Source organism: Streptomyces odontomachi (assembly GCF_024435355.1).
Taxonomy (GTDB): Bacteria; Actinomycetota; Actinomycetes; order Streptomycetales; family Streptomycetaceae; genus Streptomyces; species Streptomyces odontomachi.
In genome coordinates this window covers 101,169-120,804 of sequence record NZ_JAMJWG010000028.1, presented here as the reverse complement: position 1 = coordinate 120,804, position 19,636 = coordinate 101,169, and the positions used below count along the sequence as shown (strand labels likewise).

Here is a 19,636-nt window from a genome sequence, read left to right as displayed (position 1 = left end):
GGATCGGGCGCGTTTGGCGCGTGCGGGTATCGGGCCGATGTCGACGCCGGACGCGCTGGCCTTGTTCGACGCGGCTGTGGTGTCCGAGGTGCCTGCCGTGGTCGCCGCTCGTCTGGACCCTGCGGCCCTGCGCACCGCCGCCACCGAAGGACACCTTCCGTCCCTCCTCGCCGGTCTCGTCAAGAGTCCGGGCCGGGCCATCCGGCGGGCCCGTGCGGGGGCCGGTGCCGGGTTCGCCGAACGGCTGCGTGGCCTGGCTGCCGAGGAGCAGCGGCAGAGGGTGGCGGACCTGGTGCGCGGGCATGTCGCGGCGGTGCTGGGCCGTGCCGACGCGGAGTCGGTGCCGGTCGACCGGGCCTTCTCGGAACTCGGCTTCGACTCGCTGATGAGCGTCGACCTCCGCAACCGGCTGAGCACGGCCGTGGGCCTCGCCCTGCCCGCGTCGCTCGTCTTCGACCAGCCCACCATCCACGACCTCGCCGACCACCTCCGCACCGAACTCGTCGCATCCGCCGACCTCACCGACCCGGCCCGCGGCACCCGGGCAACCGCCACCGCAGAGGTCAGCCCATCGGCCGTGGACGAGCCGTTGGCGATCGTGGGGATGGCGTGCCGTTTCCCGGGCGGGGTCGAGAGCCCGGACGACCTGTGGCGGTTGGTCGCGGACGGCCGGGACGCGATCACCGGCTTCCCGACCGACCGTGGCTGGGACCTGGAGGCGCTGTTCCACCCGGACCCCGATCACGCCGGGACCTTCTACGCCCGCGAGGGCGGGTTCCTGCACGAGGCCGCCGGCTTCGACGCCGAGTTCTTCGGGATCTCCCCGCGCGAGGCGCTGGCGATGGATCCGCAGCAGCGCATGCTGTTGGAGACCGCCTGGGAGGCCCTGGAACACGGCGGCATCGACCCGCACGCGCTCCGCGGCAGCCGTACCGGAGTCTTCACCGGCGTCATGTACAACGACTACGCGACCCGTGTCTCCCGGCCTCCGGCCGACCTCGAGGGCTACCTGGTCAACGGCAGTTCCGGCAGCGTCGCCGCCGGCCGGTTGGCGTACGCCTTCGGGTTCGAGGGCTCGGCCGTGAGCGTGGACACGGCGTGTTCGTCGTCGTTGGTGGCGTTGCACCTTGCCGGTCAGGCGCTGCGGCTGGGGGAGTGCGATCTGGCGCTCGCGGGTGGCGTGACGGTGATGTCGACGCCGTCGACCTTGGTCGAGTTCAGCCGGCAACGCGGGCTGTCTCCCGAGGGCCGCTGCCGGGCCTTCGCCGCCGCAGCCGACGGCACCGCGCTGTCCGAAGGCGTCGGCCTCCTGGCCGTCGAGCGGCTCTCCGACGCGGTGCGACACGGGCACCGGGTGTGGGCCGTGATCCGCGGGAGCGCGGTGAACCAGGACGGTGCGTCCAATGGTCTGACGGCGCCGAACGGTCCGTCGCAGCAGCGGGTGATCCGGCAGGCCTGGGCCAGCGCCGGTCTGACCGGTGCCGACGTCGATGCCGTCGAAGCGCATGGCACCGGTACGCGGCTCGGTGACCCGATCGAGGCGCAGGCGCTCCTGGCCACCTACGGCAGCGAGCATCCGGAGGATCGGCCGGTGTGGCTGGGCTCGTTGAAGTCGAACATCGGGCACGCCCAGGCCGCCGCCGGTGTCGGCGGGGTCATCAAGATGGTCATGGCGCTCCAGCACGGGGTACTGCCCAGGACGCTGCACGTCGACGAGCCGACCCCGCACGTCGACTGGAGCACCGGAGCGGTACGGCTGCTCACCGAGGACCGGCCCTGGCCCGACCACGGCGACCGGCCCCGGCGCGCCGCGGTCTCCTCGTTCGGGATCAGCGGCACCAACGCCCACGTGATCATCGAACAGGCCCCCGCCGGTCACCCCGTTCCGCCAGGTGAGCCCGGCACCGACACGACCCCCGTCGTGTGGAACCTGTCGGCGCCCTCCGCACCGGCGCTCCGCAACCAGGCGCGCAGGCTCGCCGATGTCCTGGCCGCGGGCGGGGACGTGGACCCGTACTCCGTGGCCCACGCACTGGCCACCACCCGTGCCACGTTCGAGCACCGTGCGGCGCTCGTCGGGCAGGGCCCCGGGGACCTTCCGGGAGCGCTGGAAGCCCTCGCGGCGGGGCAGCCGGGACAGGGCCTGCTGGTCGGGCACGCGCGTGCCGGGAAGGCGGCGATCGTGTTCGCCGGGCAGGGCAGCCAGCGGGCCGGGGCGGGGCGGGAGTTGTATGCGCTGAGCCCGGTGTTCGCGGCGGCGTTCGACGAGGTGTGTGGCGCGTTCGACGAGCTGCTGGACCGGCCGCTACGGGACCTGGTCCTTGCCGCGGACGCCGACGACGAGACGCTGGCCCAGACCCGTTACGCGCAACCCGCGATCTTCGCCGTGGGCGTCGCCCTGTACCGGCTGCTGGAATCCCTCGGCATCCGGCCCGCGTGCGTCGCGGGACACTCCGTGGGAGAACTGGTGGCCGCCCATGTGGCCGGCCTGTGGACGCTGCCGGACGCCGCCCGGCTGGTGGCCGCACGCGGACGGCTGATGCAGGCCGCACCGGCCGGCGGTGCCATGGTCTCCCTCGACGCGACCGAGGCCGAGGTACGCGCCGCCCTCACCGCTTCGACCGGCCAGGACACGGTCGCCGTCGCCGCCGTCAACGGGCCCCGGCAGACGGTGGTCTCCGGCGACGCCGACCAGGTCGAACGGGTGGCCGCACACTGGCGGGCGCAGGGCCGGCGCGCCACGCGGCTGCGCGTCAGCCACGCCTTCCACTCCGCGCACATGGACGGCGCCGTCGAGGAGTTCCGCCGCGTCGCGGCCGCCGTGCCGAGCCGGCGACCCCACATCCCGCTGGTGTCCCTTGTCGACGGCCGTACCGCCACCGACGACGAACTCGCCGACCCGGGCTACTGGAGCGCCCACATCCGCCGCACCGTCCGGTTCGCCGACACCATCCGCCACCTGCGTCAGGCGGGCACGACCGGTTTCCTGGAGATCGCCGGGCACCCGACCGTGACCCAGCAGATCGAGGGCATCCTCGACGCACCGCACGAGGCGACCGACGCGACACCGGCGACCACCGCCACGCCCCTGGTGGCCGCCGTGACCCCCGACCCGGCGCGGCTGCTCGACGCCCTCGCCCGAGCCCATGTCGCCGGCGTGCGCGTCGACTGGCGCGCATGGTTCACCCGACCCCCGCACGCGCCCGTCACCCTGCCCACCTACGCCTTCGACCACCACGTCTACTGGCTGGCCGGCGACCGCTCCCCGGAGGCGTCCGGGACCGGTGCCGCGGGCGCACCGCACCCGTTGCTCGGTGCGGTCCTGGAACTCGCCGGCGGTCTCGGCACGGTCTACTCGGGTCGGCTGGCGCCGCACACCCACCCCTGGTGCGTCGACCAGCGCGCCGGCACCGCGCACCTCCCCGGTACCGCCGTCCTCGAACTCGCGTTGCGCGTGGCGGAGCGCGAGGGCACGCCGCACCTCGACAGCCTCACGGTGGAGCGGCCGCTGGCCCTGCCCGCGCAGGGCACGGTCGACATCCAGGTGACCGTGGCCGCTCCCGACCCCTCCGGGCGGCGCGCGCTCACCCTCCATGCGCGGCGCGCCGACGAACCCTGGACCCGGCACGCCAGTGGGCTGCTGAGCCCCCAGGCCGGCCGAGCCGGCGCCGCCGCGTCCCCGGCCGGCACCGATGACGCCACCGTCGAGGTGACGGTGGCCGACAGCGCCGGCTTCGCCTTCCACCCGGCCCTGCTGGAGGCCGCGTTGCGTCCGCTGCTGCCCGCGGACACGCCCGTGGGAACGGTCTGCCTGCCGACGTCGTGGCACGGCGCGCGGCTGCACGCCCCCGCCCACCGGACCGCCGGTGACCTGCGCCTACGCCTCACGCCGACCGGCGCGGGCCCCGGCAGCCACCGTCTGAAGGTCACGGACGCGGCAGACGCCCTGGTGGCCACGGTCGACGAGATGGTCGTCGCCCCCGTGCCGTTGGCCGACCTCACGCCCGCCGCCCTGCTGCACCGGGTGGGGTGGGAGCCGGTACCGGGCGCCGTCGTCCCGGGCGCCCCGAAGCCGCCGGACACCGTCGTGGTGGGCGTACCGCCCCTCACCTCCGCCGACCTCGACGCTCCGCTCACCGCGGTGCACCAGGCCGTGACCACCGTGCTGGAACGGGTGCGGGAACAGCTCACCGGCGACCGTGTCCTGGTCGTCGTCGTACCGCCGGACGACCTGGCGGGGGCGGCGGTCGGCGGCCTTGTGCGGTCGGTGCAGGCCGAGCACCCGGGCCGGTTCGTGCTGGTCGAGACCGACATGCCCGCCGAGAAGATCCCCGATCCGCTGCTGGCGGCCGCGCTGCGCGGCGGGGAGCCGCACGTACGGCTGCGCGAGGACACGCTGTTCGTGCCCCGCCTGGCGCGCCACGCCGCAGCCACATTCGCGTCCGCGTCCGCCTTCGCCTCCGAGCCGGGCCCTGCGGACCGTCCGGCCGCCGGCACGGCCGCCGGCCCGAGCGCCGGCCGGGCCGCCGGCCCCGTCTTCCCGCCGGAGGGCACGGTCCTGGTCACCGGCGGTACCGGAACCCTCGGCCGGCTGGTCACCCGCCACCTGGCCGACCGCCACGGCGTCCGTGACCTCGTGCTGCTCAGCCGCACCGGCCGGCTCCCCGAGGACCTCACCGACCTGACGGAACGCAGCGGCGGGAGCGTGCGGCTGCGTGCCGTCGCCTGTGACGTGGCCGACCGGGCCGCCCTGGCCGAGGTGGTCGCGTCGCTCGCGCCGAGCCTGCGCGGGGTGGTGCACACCGCCGGTGTGCTGGACGACGCCACCGTGGCGAACCTGACGCCGGAACGCCTGGCGGGAGTGCTCCGGCCGAAGGCGGACGCCGCCTGGCACCTGCACGAGCTGACCCGGGAACTGCCGCTGTCGGCGTTCGTGCTGTTCTCGTCCGCCGCCGGTGTCATCGGCACCCCCGGACAGGCCAACTACGCCGCCGGCAACGCCTTCCTCGACCAGCTGGCCCGGCACCGCCGCGCCCAGGGCCTGCCCGCCCACTCGCTCGCCTGGGGGCTGTGGGCCGAGACGAGCACCATGACCGGGCACCTCGACACGGCCGACCGCACCCGGCTGGCCCGCGCCGGCGTCGCGCCGTTGTCGACCCGTGACGCCCTCGCCCTGTTCGACATGGCGCTGGCGGCGCAGGACCCGGCGCCGGTCACCGCCCACTTCGACCCCACCGCGCTGGCCGCCTCCGCCGCCGGCGGGCACCTGCCGCCCCTCCTCACCCGACTGGTCCCGGACACCGACGTGCCGGCGCAGCCGGAGCCGGCGGCGCCCCTGGGGCTGCGGGAGCAACTGGCCGCACTGGACGGTCCCGACGGCGCCCGCCTCGTCCTGGACACGGTGCGCGGTGAGGTGGCCGCCGTGCTCGGCCACGACTCCGTGGCCGAGGTCGACGTCGAAGAGGAGCTCATGGACCTCGGCTTCGACTCCCTGACCGCCGTCGAACTCCGCAACCGCCTGCACGGGCTCACCGGACTACGGCTGAGCAGCACCCTCGTCTTCGACTACCCCACCACGGCCGAGCTGGCCGAGTACCTGCACGGGGAGCTCGACGGGTAGCGCACGCCACGACATGCCGACGGCCGTACCGCTCTCCTCAGGAGGGCGGTACGGCCGTGTCGTCGTGAGACACCCGGGCGCGGCGTGCCGGAGCTCACGGTTCGCGTCGGAAGACCTCCAGGACCGAGGACCCTTGGAACAGGTACTGCGGCTGCGGCTCGGAGACCACCGCGTCGATGCCGAAGGTACGGACGTACTCCTCGGCGAAATGGCAGCCCGAGACCGCGAAGACCACCATCCGCGTGCCGTGCTCCCGGGCCGCGGCCACGAGTTCGTCCAGGGTGTCGCTGGCCAGCGTCTCGCCGCACACGAGGGCCACGTCCGCGTCGGCCACCAGCTCCGCGCTGCGGTCGCCGTGCTGCACGGGCACGCCCAGCATGCCGTGCTCGATCAGCTCCGGGTCGAAGTCGCTCGCGGCCAGCGTGACGTCCTCCTGCTGGAGCAGGTGGAGCAGGTTGCCCAGCACCCCGATCTGCGCGACGCGCTTGCCGCCGCCGGTGCGCCGCAACTGCCGCATGGTCTCCTCGACGATGACCTCGGCGCGTGCGAGGGCCTTGCCGGACGGGAGCCCCTCGATGACCAGGCGCCGCTGCGGATCGTGCGGGAGCACGGCGAAGGCCGCGTCCAGGATGGCCATGCTCTCCTCGTGCGTGCGGCCGGTGGTCTCCCGGGCATCGCCGCCGATCAACGCGTCACTGCCGGCGTCGATGGAGACCGTCCCGAAGTCGGCGTAGCAGCAGCCCTGCCGGAGGGTCTGCGCCATGACGAAGCTGTAGACCATGAACCGTTCGTACGGGGTGGGCTGGGCGCGGTAGTCCACCCCCCACAGCGCGCGCAGGCGGAAGTCGTCGTCCGGCAGGTCGTGGCTGCGTTCGGCCACGATCGTCCGCAAGGTGTCCACGATGGTTGGCACGGATGCGCTCCAGCACGGTGAGGGAGGGACGGTGAGGGAGGGATGGTGCGCGGGGAGCCGGCGGTGGGTCAGTCCGGGGCGGCCGAGTTGCGGACGATGCCCCAGCGCTTCGCCGTGGCCTCGTGGATGAACCAGATGTCGTCCTCGGTCAGCCGCCGCGAGACCACCTCGGGGAAGGCCTCCTCGAAGTAGATGTAGGGGGGCCGGTTCTCCACCTGCGGGGAGTGGTAGTCGAGCCGGTCGGCCATGCCGTGCGCGCGGGTGATGGCGGTCCCCGGGTGGTACGTCAGGATGTTCGGGCTGGCCAGGCCTATCAGGCCGTCGTCGATGAGGAGACCGACCTCGTGGACGGTCTCCTGGATGGTCTCCCTGGTCTCGCCCTCCAGGCCGAACAGCACGGAGCTGCCCACCGGAATGCCGGCCTCCTTGATCAGCTCCAGGGCCCGGCGCACCTTCGCCTTCCACGGCCGGCCCGCCACCCGGCGGACGTTCTTGTGCACATGCTGCATGACATCGGAGGCCATGCTCTCGATGCCCATGTAGATGTAGGTGCAGCCGGCCTCGCGCATCGCGGCCAGCACCTGCCGTACCTCGTCCTCCTTGTGCAGCACCGTCATCAGATCGACGGTGACCTGGGCACCGAACTGAAGGCCGCGCAGGCGACGCCAGTCGTCGTCCTCGGTGATCCACTTGAGGCAGGCGGGCGGCAGGTCGTCGGGCTGGGTGGCCTGCCGTACCGCGGTCAGCTCGGCGCAGAAGGCCCGGATGAGGGGAAAGGTGCCGGACCAGAAGATGGAGTCGTCGAAGAAGACGGCCTGCGCACCGTAACTGACGTACTCGCAGACCCGCTCGACGGCGACGGCCGCCGGATCCCGCCCGAACCGCTTGAGCCCGCCGACCACCGTGGCCGCCTCGGAGCAGAAGTCGCAGTGGTACGGGCACGCGTTGGACACCGTCAGATGGGCGGTGCGGGCGGGGGAGCCGTCCGCGAGCGGGAAGACCGGGAAGCGCGAGCGGATCGCGAAGCCCTGGTAGGGGGAGGGCAGGTCGGCGAGGTCGTGGGCCGGTCCGCGGACCGGGAAGGCGTGCACGGCGTCGTCGGTGACCGCGCAGATCAGGGAGGAGCCGGGGATGCGCTCGCCGGCCTCGCCGAGCAGGTCCAGGACGCCGACGACATCGGTGGGATCGGCCCGCCGGCGGTCCAGGTCCATCGTGAGGGACACCGCCCGCAGCAGCAGGTCCAGGGCCAGGTGGCCCTCCCCGGCGACGAGGAAGTCGACGACGGGGCCGATCCGCCCGTCGGTCATGGCCCGCAGCGGACTGCTGTACTGCACGTCCAGGGTGCCCAGGGGATCCGGTGCGTCCGCGGCCGGGTCCCCGGCGCGGTTCTTCGCCGCCGGCAGGTAGCGCATCGTCTCGTCGATGTGCCGGCCGCCCAGGACCACCAGGCAGTGCGGTACCTCCTCCTTGGCGATCCGGGCCATCTCCAGCGCGTAGCGGTGCCCCGGCGAGACCGTGCTGATGAGCAGGACCCGCGGGCTGCGGCTGCGCAGTTCCCGGCGGTACGCGTGCTGCGCCGCGTCATCCCAGACGCGGGGGTCGAACACGGTGCGGTCGACGACGCTCTCCCGCTCGTTCCACGCGCGTAACACATGCTCGGCGGCGAGCCGCTCGGGCCTGCTCGGCACCTCCCCCCAGTCGGGGCAGAGATCGCTGAACGGCACGTGCGGGCCGGCGCCCTGGCGGGCTGACAGCAGTGCGTGGTCGACCGCGACCGAGAGGGCGGCGTACAGGCACATCGGGTCGCCGGGGTAGGTGATCTCGCCTTCCGTCGATGTCATGACCGGGGCGAGCACGGCGAGTACGGGGTAACGCCGGGCGTCCCACGGCGGCAGATCGCATCCGGTGCTTTCCGCCAGCGCCTCCAGCCGTGACCGCCTGAGCCGGTCCAGGCGGGAGCGTTGCCCGGGTGACACGTCGGTTCCCGACATCAGACAGGAATGGATCTCAGTACGGCGTGTCAACAAAGGAATTCCTCCCAGAACAGCCTTCGGCATCCCGTGCCTGTGCCACCGAAAGAGCAGCCGCATTACGCGGGAAAGCGTTGGCTGGGAGGAAGTGCGCTCGCCAGCCCTCACACCGGTCAGCGGCCGGAAGCCCGGACGCGGCCGCTGCACAGACTTCCGCAGCCCGGGGGCGGCTATCCAGAAAGTGAATATCCTGGTACTTTCCACGCCATGTTGAGCTCCCCCACTGCCTGAAGGGCGTGGGAGGCACCCCCATGTTCGTAACCGCCCCCAGGCGATGAATCCGCTGTGCCCGACGGCTCAGTGGGCGCCGGCACCGCGTAGTTCGGAGCCCACCGGTGCCGGGCCGAAGGGCACCTCGCAGGGGACGCCGACCGGTACCGGCATATGAATGACCAGCTTCAGCGGCTCGGGCACCGCAGGGTGGCGCAGGTCGGTCCGGCGCAGGGTGACGGTGCCCTCGCGCGGATGCCGGATGGTGCACTGCCACAGCCCCTGCCCGTCCACCGCGTGCTCGTCCCACCAGCGGCGGAAGTGCGGGCTGAGTTCGGTGAGCCGGTGCACCAGAGAGGTGACACGTCCGGCGTCACGACAGTCCAGGGTGTCGGCCCGCAAACAGGCCACCATGTTCCTGGCCTGATCTTGCCAGTCGGCGAAGCGTTCGCGCGCGGATGCCGAGGTGAACATCCACACCAGCAGGTTCGGTTGGGAAAGCGCCTGGTGGGGCGAGGTGAAGTCGCCGAACCAGTCCCTGGCCTCGTCGTTCCACGCCATCAGGTCACCGAGCTGGGAGCAGAGATAGGCGGGGAGCGGGGAGAGCGACTCCACGACCCGGGTCAGGTTCTCCACCACCACCGAGCGGTGGGTGGCTCCGGCGGTCAGCGGGGGCGCCGCACGGGACAGGTTGTGCAGGTATAACCGCTCGAAGTCCGACAGGCCGAGGATCTGTGCGAGGTTGTCCAGCACCTCCTGCGAGGGGGAGACATCCCTTGCCTGCTCGAGGTACGTGTACCAGGTGGGGCTCACCCCGGCGAGCACTGCCACCTCCTCGCGGCGCAACCCCGGTGTGCGTCTTCGTGCGCCCTTCGGCAGACCGACGGCCTCGGGCGTCACCGACTCCCGGCGAGTGCGCAGGAAGTGTGCGCGCTCCCGTCGATGGAAGTCAGATTCGGACACAATGCCCTCCCCCGTAATGATCAAAAGTGACCTAAAAAGTACTCGGTTGATGTGCGGCAGACAAGGGGGTTTGGTTTTAGCCATGGCGTGGATGGCCGATAACCAGCTTGCCGTTATCGATGCTATACCGGGCCCCATGGCGTGGAATAGAATTGTTGATTCCGCAATCTTTTTTGGTGCGTCCCCGGGGAAAAGCCTCAATGTTCCGAGCCGTCATCCGCCTTGTTCGTGGGCGCCCGTCCGTATTTGTTCGGAGATTCCGATGTCATCCTGGCAGTAGGAATACCAGGCTTCTGACTGCCTGGATGACCGGCTGTGCGGCGACCTAGACTCCCCTTTGCGCCTGCCGCGCGTTCCCACGAAGAGAAGAACGGACCGACGGACAGAGGATTCCTTGTCTTCATCGTCTTCATCGTCTTCATCGTCCTCCTCGGCAGCCAAGCCGAGGAGGGTGCACCCGGGTACGGCTCTCGCCGTCCTGTCGTTGGCCGCCTTCATGGGCAGTCTCGATCTCTTCATCGTCAACGTGGCCTTCACCAGGATCAGTGCCGCCTTCGGCGATGCGCCGCTGTCCCGGGTCTCCTGGGTGCTCAACGGGTACGCGATCATCTTCGCCGCACTGCTCGTGCCGCTCGGCCGGTTCGCCGACCGGTACGACCGCAAGCGCGGATTCCTGCTCGGCGTCGCCGTCTTCACCGTCGCCTCGCTCGGCTGCGCCGCGGCACCCTCGCTCTGGCTGCTGATCGTCTTCCGGCTCGTCCAGGCGGCCGGCGCGGCGATGCTCACCCCCGCGAGCCTCGGCCTGCTGCTGTCGGTGCTGCCACCCGAGAAACGCGCGGGCGCGGTCCGCACCTGGGCCGCCACCGGCGCCCTGGCCGCCGCCGTGGGCCCGGTCATCGGCGGGCTGCTGACCAGCGTCTCCTGGCGCTGGGTGTTCCTGGTGAACCTCCCGATCGGGGCGGTCGTGATCGCCGTGGCCGCGAAGATCCTGCCGGGCTCACGGGACGAGCGCGGCGAGCGGGTGCCCGACGCCCTCGGCACCGTCCTGCTCACCGCCGGCATCGGCCTGGTGTCGTTGGGCATGGTGCAGATCGGCACCTGGTCAGCGCTGGACACCGTCCTGACGCTGGGCGCCGGGGTACTGGCCTGCGGCGCGTTCTGGCTGCGTTCGCTGCGCCATCAGAACCCGCTGGTGGAGCCGGCCTTGCTGCGCGTGCGCAGCTTCGCCTGGGCCAACGCGACCGCCCTGGTGTTCAGCATCGGCTTCGCCGCCAACCTCCTCGCGGCCATCCTGTGGATGCAACAGGTCTGGCACTACTCCGCGTTGCGCACCGGGCTGGCGATCGCACCCGGACCCGTGGTGGTCCCGCTGGTGACCGAGCTCGCCGGACGCTTCGCCAAGCGGGTGCCACCGGCCCGGCTGGCGGCGCTCGGATGCGTCGTCATCGCGGCGAGCGTGCTCAGCCAGGGACTCCTGCTGGGCCGGACGCCCCACTACGCGACGGAGCTGCTGCCCGGCTGGTTCGTCGGCGGCATCGGCGTGGGCCTCTCGCTGCCCTACATGCTCGGCCTGGCCACCGCCAACCTGCCCCGGCCACGGCTGGCCACCGGCAGCGCCATCGTCAACATGAGCCGGCAGGTCGGCTCGGTGCTGGGCGTCAGCCTCTTCGTCGCCCTCATCGGCGCACCCCTCACCTACCACGCCACGCACACCGTCTTCATGCGGGTCTGGTACGCGATCGTGGTGTGCATGTGCGTGAGCGCCGCCACCGCGCTCGGCATGGCCTCCCCCGAGCCGGCTCCGGCCGAGGCACCCGCCCCCACCGCCCCAGCCGACCAGGAGGCCTGACCGATGCGCTGGAACGATGTCTACGTGGACGCCGCAGCGGTCTTCACCGGCCGCCGGGAGGACGTACGGGACGCCGTGGCGGAGGGTCGGTACTCCGCCGAGGAGTGCCGGGCCGACGACTTCGCGAGCGTCAGCGTCGTCGACGACATGAGTCAACCGGACATGGCCGTGGCCGCGGCCCAGCGCGCGCTGGGCCGCACCCGTACGCCGCACGAGCACTTCGACCTCGTCGCCCATGTCACCAGCGCCGGTCACCAGGGCCTCGACCACTGGATCCCGGCCTCCTACATCCAGGCCCGCACCGTCGGTGGCCAGGGCTCGGCGATCCAGATCCAGCAGGCGTCCAACGGCGCCATCGCGGCGCTCGACCTCGCCGCGGCACACCTGACGGTCCGCCAGGCGCCCTGCGCCGCGCTGATCACCACCAGTGACAAGTACCAGCCGCCCATGTTCGACCGCTACCGGTCGGACAAGGGCCTGCCGCGTGGTGACGGCGCCACGGCCCTGGTGCTCACCCGCGGCTCCGGGGTGGCCCGGCTGCTGGCCACCTCCGTCGTCTCCGACTCCACGCACGAGGGCGCCTACCGGGGCACCCGGTCGTGGACCGCCGAGGCGGGCGGGCACGGCTGGCCCGTCGACATGCGCCAGCGGCTCAAGCAGTACCTGAGCACCGGCGTGGACGTGACGGACCTGGCCCGCTCCCTGGGCGTGGGACAGCAGACGGCCATGGACCGGGCCATGGCGGACGCCGGCGTCGACGTCAAGGACATCGCGCGGTTCGTGTACGCCCACGCCGGCCGGTCGGTGGTCGACTGGGACATGGTCGAACGCACCTCCGGCATCAGCATCACCCAGACCACCTGGGACTTCGGGCGCGAACTCGGTCACCTCGGAGCGGGCGACCAGATCGCCGGGCTCAGCCATCTGCTGGAGACGAAGGCCGTCGGCCCGGGCGACAAGGTCCTGCTCTCCGGCGTCGGTACCGGCTTCTCCTTCGGGTGCGCCATCCTGGAGAGCGTCGCGCAGCCGGACTGGTCCTGACCCGTCGACCGGATCGGGCCTGAGCCCGCCCGCCGGGGCGGTCCGGGACCGGGCGCGTCCCTCAGCCGCCGGCGACGTGTGCGGCCGCCGCGTCCCGCAGAGCCACGGACGCGCCCCGCGTGATGGGCTCGCCATGGCCGAAGCAGGCCGTCTCCACGTCGAGTTCGGCCAGCCTGCGCAGGGACGCGACCGCCCGGGCGCGCTCCGTGTTGAAGACGCCCAGGGTGGTGCGCCCGCCCACGTTCGCCACCGCGTCCCCGGTGAACAGCACCCCGCTCTCCGGCAGATGGAGCGCGATGCTGCCGGCGGTGTGCCCGGGCACCCCGATCACCCGGGCGCCACCGCCGAAGTCCAGCACCTCGTCGTCCTCGAGCTCCCTCGCCACCCGGGCCGGCGGGGCGGGCGGCAGCGCGGGCTTGTTCGCGTACAGCTCCCGCTCCCACTCGGGTGCCCCGTCGAACACCGGCGCCGCGGCGGTGCTCTCGCCGCGGACCACGGGGACGTCGAGCCGGTGCGCTATCACCGTCACCCCCGGCCAGGCCTCGACCTCGGCCGCCGCGCCCGCGTGATCCTCGTGCGCGTGCGTGAGCACCACACGGTCAAGGTCTCCCGGAACCAGCCCCAGCCCCCTGATCGCCTCGGCGATCACCTCACCCGAGCCGACCGTCCCGGTGTCGATCAGGGTGAGCGAGTCGGCGTCCCGCCACAGGTAGGCCTGCCCGAAGTCGAAGCCGATGAGGTGGAGCCGAGGCGACAGTTCGATGGTGCGCATGGGGGAGGTATAGCGGCACGTACCGCTGTCACCCCTCACATGGGGTGACCGTTCGCGCAGAGCGGAGTGATGTGCCGCCCTGTTCGCTCCTGCGTGCCCTGCCGGATCATCTGCTCGTTCATGATCAGGAAGGCGCCGAGGCCGTGGAAGTCGTTGGTCGCCCTGGTACGCGCCACGTAGAAGGCGTAGTCACCGACGTTGGTGCCGACGGAGATGTCGGTGAGGTTGGTGCGGCCGTCGTCTCCCAGCGAGATCCTCGCCAGTACGCCCTGGTAGCCGCGTTCGGCCACGTCCGCGTAGTGCGCGTCGACGTAGCCCTGCTCGGCGGCGCGTGACAGCGCGAACGTGAACATGCTGGAGCAGGACGTCTCGGTCCAGTCGTCCGTGCGCGAGCCCTTGTCGACGACCTGGAACCAGCGGCCGGTGGCCGGGTCCTGGTAGTGCTCGATGCCGGCGGCCAGCCTGCCCAGGATCGACAGCAACTGCGGCCGGCGCGGCTGGTCGGCCGGCACGGCGTCCAGGACGTTCACGACCGCCATCGCGTACCAGCCGATGGCGCGGCACCAGTGCTCCGGCGCCAGGCCGGTGCTCGGGTCGGCCCAGCTCGCCGCCTTCGACTCGTCGTAGGCGTGCCTGAGGAGCCCGTTGTCCACCTGGAGGTGGCTGCCGTAGACGGCGAGCTGCCGGGTGGCCTCGTCGGAGGTGTATGCGGTGTCGCCGAACTCGGCGCCGTACTCGACGAGGAACGGGTTGACCATGTACACCCCGTCGGACCACAGCTGGTGCGCACGCGATGCCGACGTGGCGTGCCAGAAGCCGCCGTCGGAGGTGCGCGGATAGCTGTCCAGCCGCTTGCGGATCGTGTCGGCCGCGGTCTGGTACCGCTGCTCGCCGGTCTCGTGGTGCAGGATGACCAGCAGTCGACCGTTCTGCATGCTGTCCAGGCTGTCGAAGTTCTGGTCGATGTTCCCGTCCGCGTCGACGAACCGGTCCACGTAGCGCTTGAGGTAGGCCAGGTAGCGTGGGTCGTGGGTGCGCTCGTACACCAGGTACTGGCCGTAGAGATAGAGCCCCGTCGGGTACGACCAGCCGCCGATCGACTCGGCGGTGTAGCGGGCCATCGTCGACTCGACCATGGCCACCGACCAGTCGGTCGCGGCGGCCGAGGTGCCGGGAGCCGGAGCGGCCGGCGGGGCGGCGGCGCGTGCGGCGGGCGTGGTGAGCAGTGCGGCGAGGCAGAGCACCGCCGCGAGCAGCAGCAGCGCGGGGTGCCTACGGGTGGTGCCGTGGACGCCTACGGTAGGCGCGCCTCGTCCCATAAGCTCCGAGGTGTCATCTGGCCGGAACCTGCCGGGGTCTCCCAGGGCGCTCCGAGCGGACCGAAGTGTGCGCAGGTCAAAGCGAGTTAAGCGGCGTGTGGCAGCTTGCCTCTTCATGATCCTCCTTGTGGGGTGGCCCATCTGCGGGAGCGACGGGTTGAAAGGTCGGATCTATCCATCGGGAATGTAACAGGGGCCCGGCGCCTGTCAATGGGCGGTGGGCGGTGGGCGGTGGGCGGTGTGGCGGGGTCGGGTCAGACCGGCATCCGCCGGGTCATCAGCCGTACGTGGTCCGGGCCGAGTTCGTCGACGGAGCTGACGCCGAGGAGCTTCATGGTGCGCTCGACCTCCGCGGCGAGGATCTCGATGCAGCGGGTCACCCCCGCCTCGCCACCGGCCATCAGCCCGTAGAGGTAGGCACGGCCGACGAGGGCGAGGTCGGCGCCCAGGGCGAGGGCCGCGACGATGTCACCCCCGTTCATGATGCCGGTGTCGAGCATGACGGCGCCGCGCGAGCCGACCGCGTCGACGATCTCCGGAAGCAGGTGCAGCGGCACCGGGGCGCGGTCCAGCTGCCGCCCGCCGTGGTTGGACACGACGATGCCGTCCGCGCCGTGGTCCATGGCCTGTTCGGCGTCCCGCACCGTCTGGATCCCCTTGATGACGAGGGGCCCGTCCCAGGCCTCGCGGATCCACGCCAGGTCGTCGAAGGTGACCGTCGGGTCGTAGAGCTTGGCCACGATGTCGGTGAGCGCCCCCTCGCCCTTCCTGTCGAAGGCGAACCTGAGCGGTTCGGTGGTCAGGAAGTTGAACCACCACTCCCACCGGTACGACGCGTCGACGAAGGTGCGCAGCGTCAGCTGGGGCGGGATCGTCATGCCGTGCCGCAGGTCCCGCAGCCGGTTGCCGATGGCGGGCACGTCCACGGTGACGATGAGGGCCTCGTACCCCGCGTCCCTGGCGTTCGCGACCAGTTCGAGGGAGAGCTCGCGGTCCTTCCAGAGGTAGAGCTGGAACCACTTCCGCGCGCTCGGCGCCGTCTCGGCCACCTGCTCGATCGAGGTGCTGCCCATGGTGGACAGCGCGTACGGGATCCCGGCGCGTTCGGCCGCCGCCACCACGGCAGGCTCGCCGGCCGCGTGCATCATCCGCGTGTAGCCGGTGGGCGCCATGCCGAACGGGAGCGCGGACCGGGCGCCGAGCACGGTCGTGGACAAATCCGTGCGGGAGACGTCCCGCAGGATGCCGGGCCGGAACTCCAGGTCCTCGAACGCCTCACGGGCACGGTGCAGCCCCACCTCGCCGTCCGCCGCACCGTCCACGTAGTCGAACGGGCCGGCCGGAGTGCGTCGCCTGGCCAGCCGGCGCAGGTCCCAGATGGTGTGTGCCGTCGCCAGCCGCCGCTGGTTCGCGTCGCCGACCCGGCGCTTGAACTTCAGCAGCGGGGCGAGGTCCTTGCGGCGCGGCAGTTGGCGTTGGAGCTTCGTCATGGGTGGGGCTTTCCGTGTGCGAGCGGGGGGTGGTGCGGGCTGGGCCGGGTGCGGACGGGGTGCGGCGACGGGCCGGCCGGGCTCAGGATCCGTCGAGCCGCAGGACGACCTTGCCGGACGCCGCCGGATCGCCGGCCACGGCGAGCGCCTCGGCGGCGTCCCGCATCGGGAAGGTGTGGGTGATCACCGCTTCGGGACCGTCGGTCGTGGCGAGCAGCGCGATGGCGTCGTCGATCTCCGTGTCGAAGCGGAAGGTGCCGCGCAGGTCGACCTCCTTGGCGACGAGCGAGGCGAGGGGCGCGTTGACCGGGCCGCCGGGCAGCGAGCCCAGCTGGACGATCACCCCGCGACGGCGCACCGCGGCCAGCGCGGACGCCAGTCCGGCGGGCGCACCGGAGGCTTCGACGACGACGTCGAAGAAGTCCTCCGGCAGGGTGCCGGCGCCGATGCGGACCGTCCGGTCGGCGCCGGTCCGCTCCGCCAACCGGAGCGGGTGGTCCAGCAGATCGGCCGCCCACACCTCGCCGGCGCCGGCCGCCCGCGCGGCCACCCCGGCCAGGATCCCGATCGGCCCTGCGCCGTTGACCAGGACCCGCGCCCCGGTGACGTCGCCGGCGCGCCCGACGGCGTGGATGCCGACGGCCAGCGGTTCCACCAGGACCGCCCGGGACAGCGGCAGCTCCGGCGGGAGCACCCGCAGCCGGTCGCCCGGCACGGCGAGTTGCCCGGTGAAGCCGCCCTGGGTGTGCGGCCGGTGCGCCGCGGACCCCAGATAGCGGGAGTCCCGGCACACCTGCGGCAGCCCGCGACCGCACTCGGGGCAGTCGCCGCACGACGTGCCGGGATGCACGGCGACCGCCGTCCCCGGGGCGAGCCGCCCCGAGGGGTCCTCGGCCACCGTGCCGACCACCTCGTGGCCGAGCGTGAGCGGCTCGGCCAGCGTGAAGGCGCCGACCGCGCCGTGCCGGTAGTAGTGCAGGTCGGATCCGCAGATGCCGCCATGGCTCATGGCCAGCAGCACCTCCGACGGTCCGGGGACGGGCCTCGGACGCTCCTCGATGCGCACGTCTCCGGCGGCGTGCACGACGACGGCCTGCACGGAGCTGCTCAATGCGCCTCCCCGGCGAGCGGCGTGGACGCCCCCTCGCCCTCCTTGTCCTCCTGCTCCACGTAGCCGTACACCTCGGGAAGGATGTACGTGGCCGCGAGGTACCCGGTGAGGGACAGCAGGGAGACGATGACGGTGGCCAGCGGCACGCCCAGGTGGTCGAAGAGGATCGGGAAGAAGAAGATCGACACGAAGGAGGCCAGCTTGACGAAGACGTAGCCGAAGCCCGACGCGGTCGCCTTGTAGCGGCTCGGGGCGACCATGGAGGCGATCGTCATGCCGTTGGACGCCGCCCAGTAGTGACCCCACATCAGGCCGGCCGCCGCGAACGGCACCAGCGCGGTCCAGTGCACCTGGAGGAAGGCCGCGGCCAGCAGCAGGGAGACGAACGCGGTGCCGTAGCCCCAGCGTGCGATGCCGCGGTGCCCCAGCTTGGGCGTGATGGCCGGGCCGACGAAGCCACTGATGGTGGCGAGGATGTAGATGGCGCCGGTGATGAAGTTGGTGGCGCCGATCCCGGAGACACCGGTGAGCACCAGGATGAACGGCAGGTAGAAGCCGAAGGCGGCGAACTCGGCGCCCTGCATCGCGTTGGATATCCAGGCGAAGATGCTGGCCCGGCGGCGGGTCCGGTCCTTCCAGATGCCGGCGAGGAAGTCCCTGGTGCGCGGCCGCTCCATGACGAAGTCCTCGTCGGGCAGCATCTCCAGGTTGTCCGCGAACATCTTCGTGGCCACGGCCTTGGCCTGCTTGAACTTGCCGCGCTGGATGAGCCACAGGGCGGTGTCGGGCACGTCGAGACGGCCGATCAGCAGGATCAGGGCGGGCAGGGCGCCGATGCCGAGCCCGACGCGCCAGAGCAGGCTGTGGTCCATGCCGCTGAGGTACATCGTGGTGATGACGGCGATGGCGGCGATCTCACCCAGGCCGAACATGCCCTGCCAGCGGTTGCCCATCACCTCCCGCTTGCCCTTGGGCATGGTCTCCATGATGTACGTGTACCCGGTGGAGATGTCGCTGCCGAGCGGCAGGCCCAGCAGGAACCGCACCAGGACCAGTTCCCACATGTTGGAGACGAAGGCCTGGGCCAGTGCGAGGACGACGAACAGGCTCATGGTCGTGATGAAGACCTTGCGCCGGCCGAACCGGTCGGCGAACCAGCCTCCGCAGACGGCACCGATCAGCGCTCCCGCCTGCACCGCTCCGGAGGCCAGGCCCAGCATGCTGGAGCTGGGGTGCAGATCGTCCTGCACGAACAGCAGCAGGAAGGAGATGGCGTACAGATCCCAGGCCTCGATGAGGATCGTGGAGATCATCAGCCATCCGGTACGGCGGCCGGTGTTCGTGCCGTGCTCGCTGAGGACATGTCGTGCCGCGGCATCGGAGAGGTGTCGCAGCTCTGCCTGAGTGGTCAAGAGGACTCCTGGGACTGGTCCTACACGTCGTACGTTTCGCCTCCCGGAATGGAGTTCCGAGAAGTAGAATGCGGCCGAAGCTATTCAGAGCCCGTGGTGGTGTCAATGCCTTCTGGTAAGTCGTCTTCCGCTTCAGCTGCACCGTCGTCCGCCTCCGCAAGCGACGGAGCCGGCCCCCGGCGGCTCCTCCGGCTGATCGACGTGCTCTGCTACGCGGGCGAACCCATGCGCCTGGCCGACCTCGCCGCCGCGGCGGCCCTGTCGAAGCCGACGGCCCACCGCCTGCTCGGTGTGCTCACCGCCGAGGGCTGGGCCATCGCTCACCACGGCGGCCGTTACGGCATCGGGCCCGCCCTGCGCGGCATGGGCGCGGCGCTGACCAGCACGGGCCGGCAGGACAGCGTGGAGCGGGTGATCGTCGATCTCCAGCACCAGGTCAGACAGACGGTGCACGTCGGGATGCGCAGCGGCGACCGGGTCGTCTACACGCACAAGGTCGAGGGCGACCAGCCTTTCGCCATCGCCTCCCGGGTCGGCATGCAGCAGGCGCTGCACACCACCGCCATCGGCAAGTGCATCCTGGCCGACCTGGACGTGGCGGCACTGGCCGAGTTCGTCGCCCGCACCGGCCTCGAACGCCGCACGCCCCACACCCGCACGACGCTGCCCGCCCTCACCGAGGAGTTGGACCACGTCCGCTGCGCCGGCTTCGCCCTCGACGACCAGGAGAACGAGCCCAACGTCCGCTGCATCGCCGCCCCGATCCACGGCGCCGACGGCCGGGTCATGGGCGCGGTCAGCATCTCCACGGTGACGTTCGTGGTGGCACGCGAGGAGGTGCTGGCCCTGCACCCGCCGCTGGCGGCGGCGGCCAAGCGGCTGGAGTCGCTGTTCATGGGGTGACGG

The 19,636-nt window shown here is 71.9% G+C and carries 12 protein-coding genes; 4 read left to right on the top strand and 8 right to left on the bottom strand.

Annotated elements, in window-relative coordinates; translation table 11 throughout:
• Window positions 1-5,620: SDR family NAD(P)-dependent oxidoreductase (locus NQO67_RS38100; RefSeq protein ID WP_445195116.1), on the top strand; the 5,620-nt coding region annotated here is incomplete at its 5' end.
• Between the two features lie 94 nt (window positions 5,621-5,714).
• Here the strand turns inward: NQO67_RS38100 and NQO67_RS44445 are convergent.
• The 3 genes from NQO67_RS44445 to NQO67_RS38085 all read right to left on the bottom strand — a co-directional run bounded on the left by NQO67_RS44445 (window position 5,715) and on the right by NQO67_RS38085 (window position 9,736).
• Complete coding sequence (locus tag NQO67_RS44445; RefSeq protein WP_255955071.1) at window positions 5,715-6,533, bottom strand: Rossmann-like domain-containing protein; 819 nt, start codon at window positions 6,531-6,533, stop codon at window positions 5,715-5,717.
• A 68-nt stretch (window positions 6,534-6,601) separates the two neighbouring features.
• The gene (locus NQO67_RS38090; protein WP_255955070.1) at window positions 6,602-8,524 is read right to left on the bottom strand and encodes a B12-binding domain-containing radical SAM protein; all 1,923 of its coding nucleotides are present in this window, start codon (window positions 8,522-8,524) and stop codon (window positions 6,602-6,604) included.
• Between the two features lie 336 nt (window positions 8,525-8,860).
• Window positions 8,861-9,736, bottom strand: coding sequence for a helix-turn-helix transcriptional regulator (locus NQO67_RS38085; protein ID WP_255955069.1), 876 nt, complete (start codon window positions 9,734-9,736; stop codon window positions 8,861-8,863).
• A 451-nt stretch (window positions 9,737-10,187) separates the two neighbouring features.
• Here NQO67_RS38085 and NQO67_RS38080 point away from each other — a divergent pair, with 451 nt between their 5' ends.
• A complete protein-coding gene (locus NQO67_RS38080; RefSeq protein ID WP_255955068.1) occupies window positions 10,188-11,585 on the top strand; it encodes a DHA2 family efflux MFS transporter permease subunit in 1,398 nt (465 codons plus the stop codon).
• A 3-nt stretch (window positions 11,586-11,588) separates the two neighbouring features.
• A complete protein-coding gene (locus tag NQO67_RS38075) occupies window positions 11,589-12,626 on the top strand; it encodes a ketoacyl-ACP synthase III family protein (protein WP_255955067.1) in 1,038 nt (345 codons plus the stop codon).
• A gap of 61 nt (window positions 12,627-12,687) precedes the next feature.
• Here NQO67_RS38075 and NQO67_RS38070 read toward each other — a convergent pair whose 3' ends face one another.
• From NQO67_RS38070 to NQO67_RS38050, 5 genes are all read right to left on the bottom strand, one after another.
• Window positions 12,688-13,398, bottom strand: coding sequence for an MBL fold metallo-hydrolase (locus NQO67_RS38070; protein WP_255955066.1), 711 nt, complete (start codon window positions 13,396-13,398; stop codon window positions 12,688-12,690).
• 35 nt (window positions 13,399-13,433) lie between these two features.
• Window positions 13,434-14,717 (bottom strand): glycoside hydrolase family 88/105 protein, encoded by a 1,284-nt coding sequence (locus NQO67_RS38065; RefSeq protein WP_255955065.1) that lies wholly within the window; start codon window positions 14,715-14,717, stop codon window positions 13,434-13,436.
• Between the two features lie 254 nt (window positions 14,718-14,971).
• Window positions 14,972-16,207, bottom strand: a complete 1,236-nt coding sequence (locus tag NQO67_RS38060; RefSeq protein ID WP_255955064.1) for an alpha-hydroxy acid oxidase — start codon at window positions 16,205-16,207, stop codon at window positions 14,972-14,974.
• A gap of 82 nt (window positions 16,208-16,289) precedes the next feature.
• A complete protein-coding gene (locus NQO67_RS38055; RefSeq protein ID WP_255955063.1) occupies window positions 16,290-17,318 on the bottom strand; it encodes an L-idonate 5-dehydrogenase in 1,029 nt (342 codons plus the stop codon).
• Window positions 17,315-18,730: an MFS transporter gene (locus NQO67_RS38050; protein WP_255955062.1), complete on the bottom strand. Its 1,416-nt coding sequence runs from the start codon at window positions 18,728-18,730 to the stop codon at window positions 17,315-17,317. Before NQO67_RS38050 ends, NQO67_RS38055 begins: the two co-directional genes overlap by 4 nt.
• Here NQO67_RS38050 and NQO67_RS38045 point away from each other — a divergent pair.
• The gene (locus NQO67_RS38045) at window positions 18,680-19,633 is read left to right on the top strand and encodes an IclR family transcriptional regulator (RefSeq protein WP_308295736.1); all 954 of its coding nucleotides are present in this window, start codon (window positions 18,680-18,682) and stop codon (window positions 19,631-19,633) included. The two genes, NQO67_RS38050 and NQO67_RS38045, sit on opposite strands and share 51 nt — an antisense overlap.
• Window positions 19,634-19,636 lie beyond the last annotated feature (3 nt).

Excerpts from the sequence above, each read along its gene's own strand:
- NQO67_RS38090 (WP_255955070.1), bottom strand. The coding sequence starts at position 8,524 with ATGTCGGGAACCGACGTGTCACCCGGGCAACGCTCCCGCCTGGACCGG.
- NQO67_RS38075 (WP_255955067.1), top strand. The coding sequence starts at position 11,589 with ATGCGCTGGAACGATGTCTACGTGGACGCCGCAGCGGTCTTCACCGGC.
- NQO67_RS38070 (WP_255955066.1), bottom strand. The coding sequence starts at position 13,398 with ATGCGCACCATCGAACTGTCGCCTCGGCTCCACCTCATCGGCTTCGAC.
- NQO67_RS38065 (WP_255955065.1), bottom strand. The coding sequence starts at position 14,717 with ATGGGACGAGGCGCGCCTACCGTAGGCGTCCACGGCACCACCCGTAGG.
- NQO67_RS38060 (WP_255955064.1), bottom strand. The coding sequence starts at position 16,207 with ATGACGAAGCTCCAACGCCAACTGCCGCGCCGCAAGGACCTCGCCCCG.
- NQO67_RS38045 (WP_308295736.1), top strand. The coding sequence starts at position 18,680 with ATGTCGTGCCGCGGCATCGGAGAGGTGTCGCAGCTCTGCCTGAGTGGT.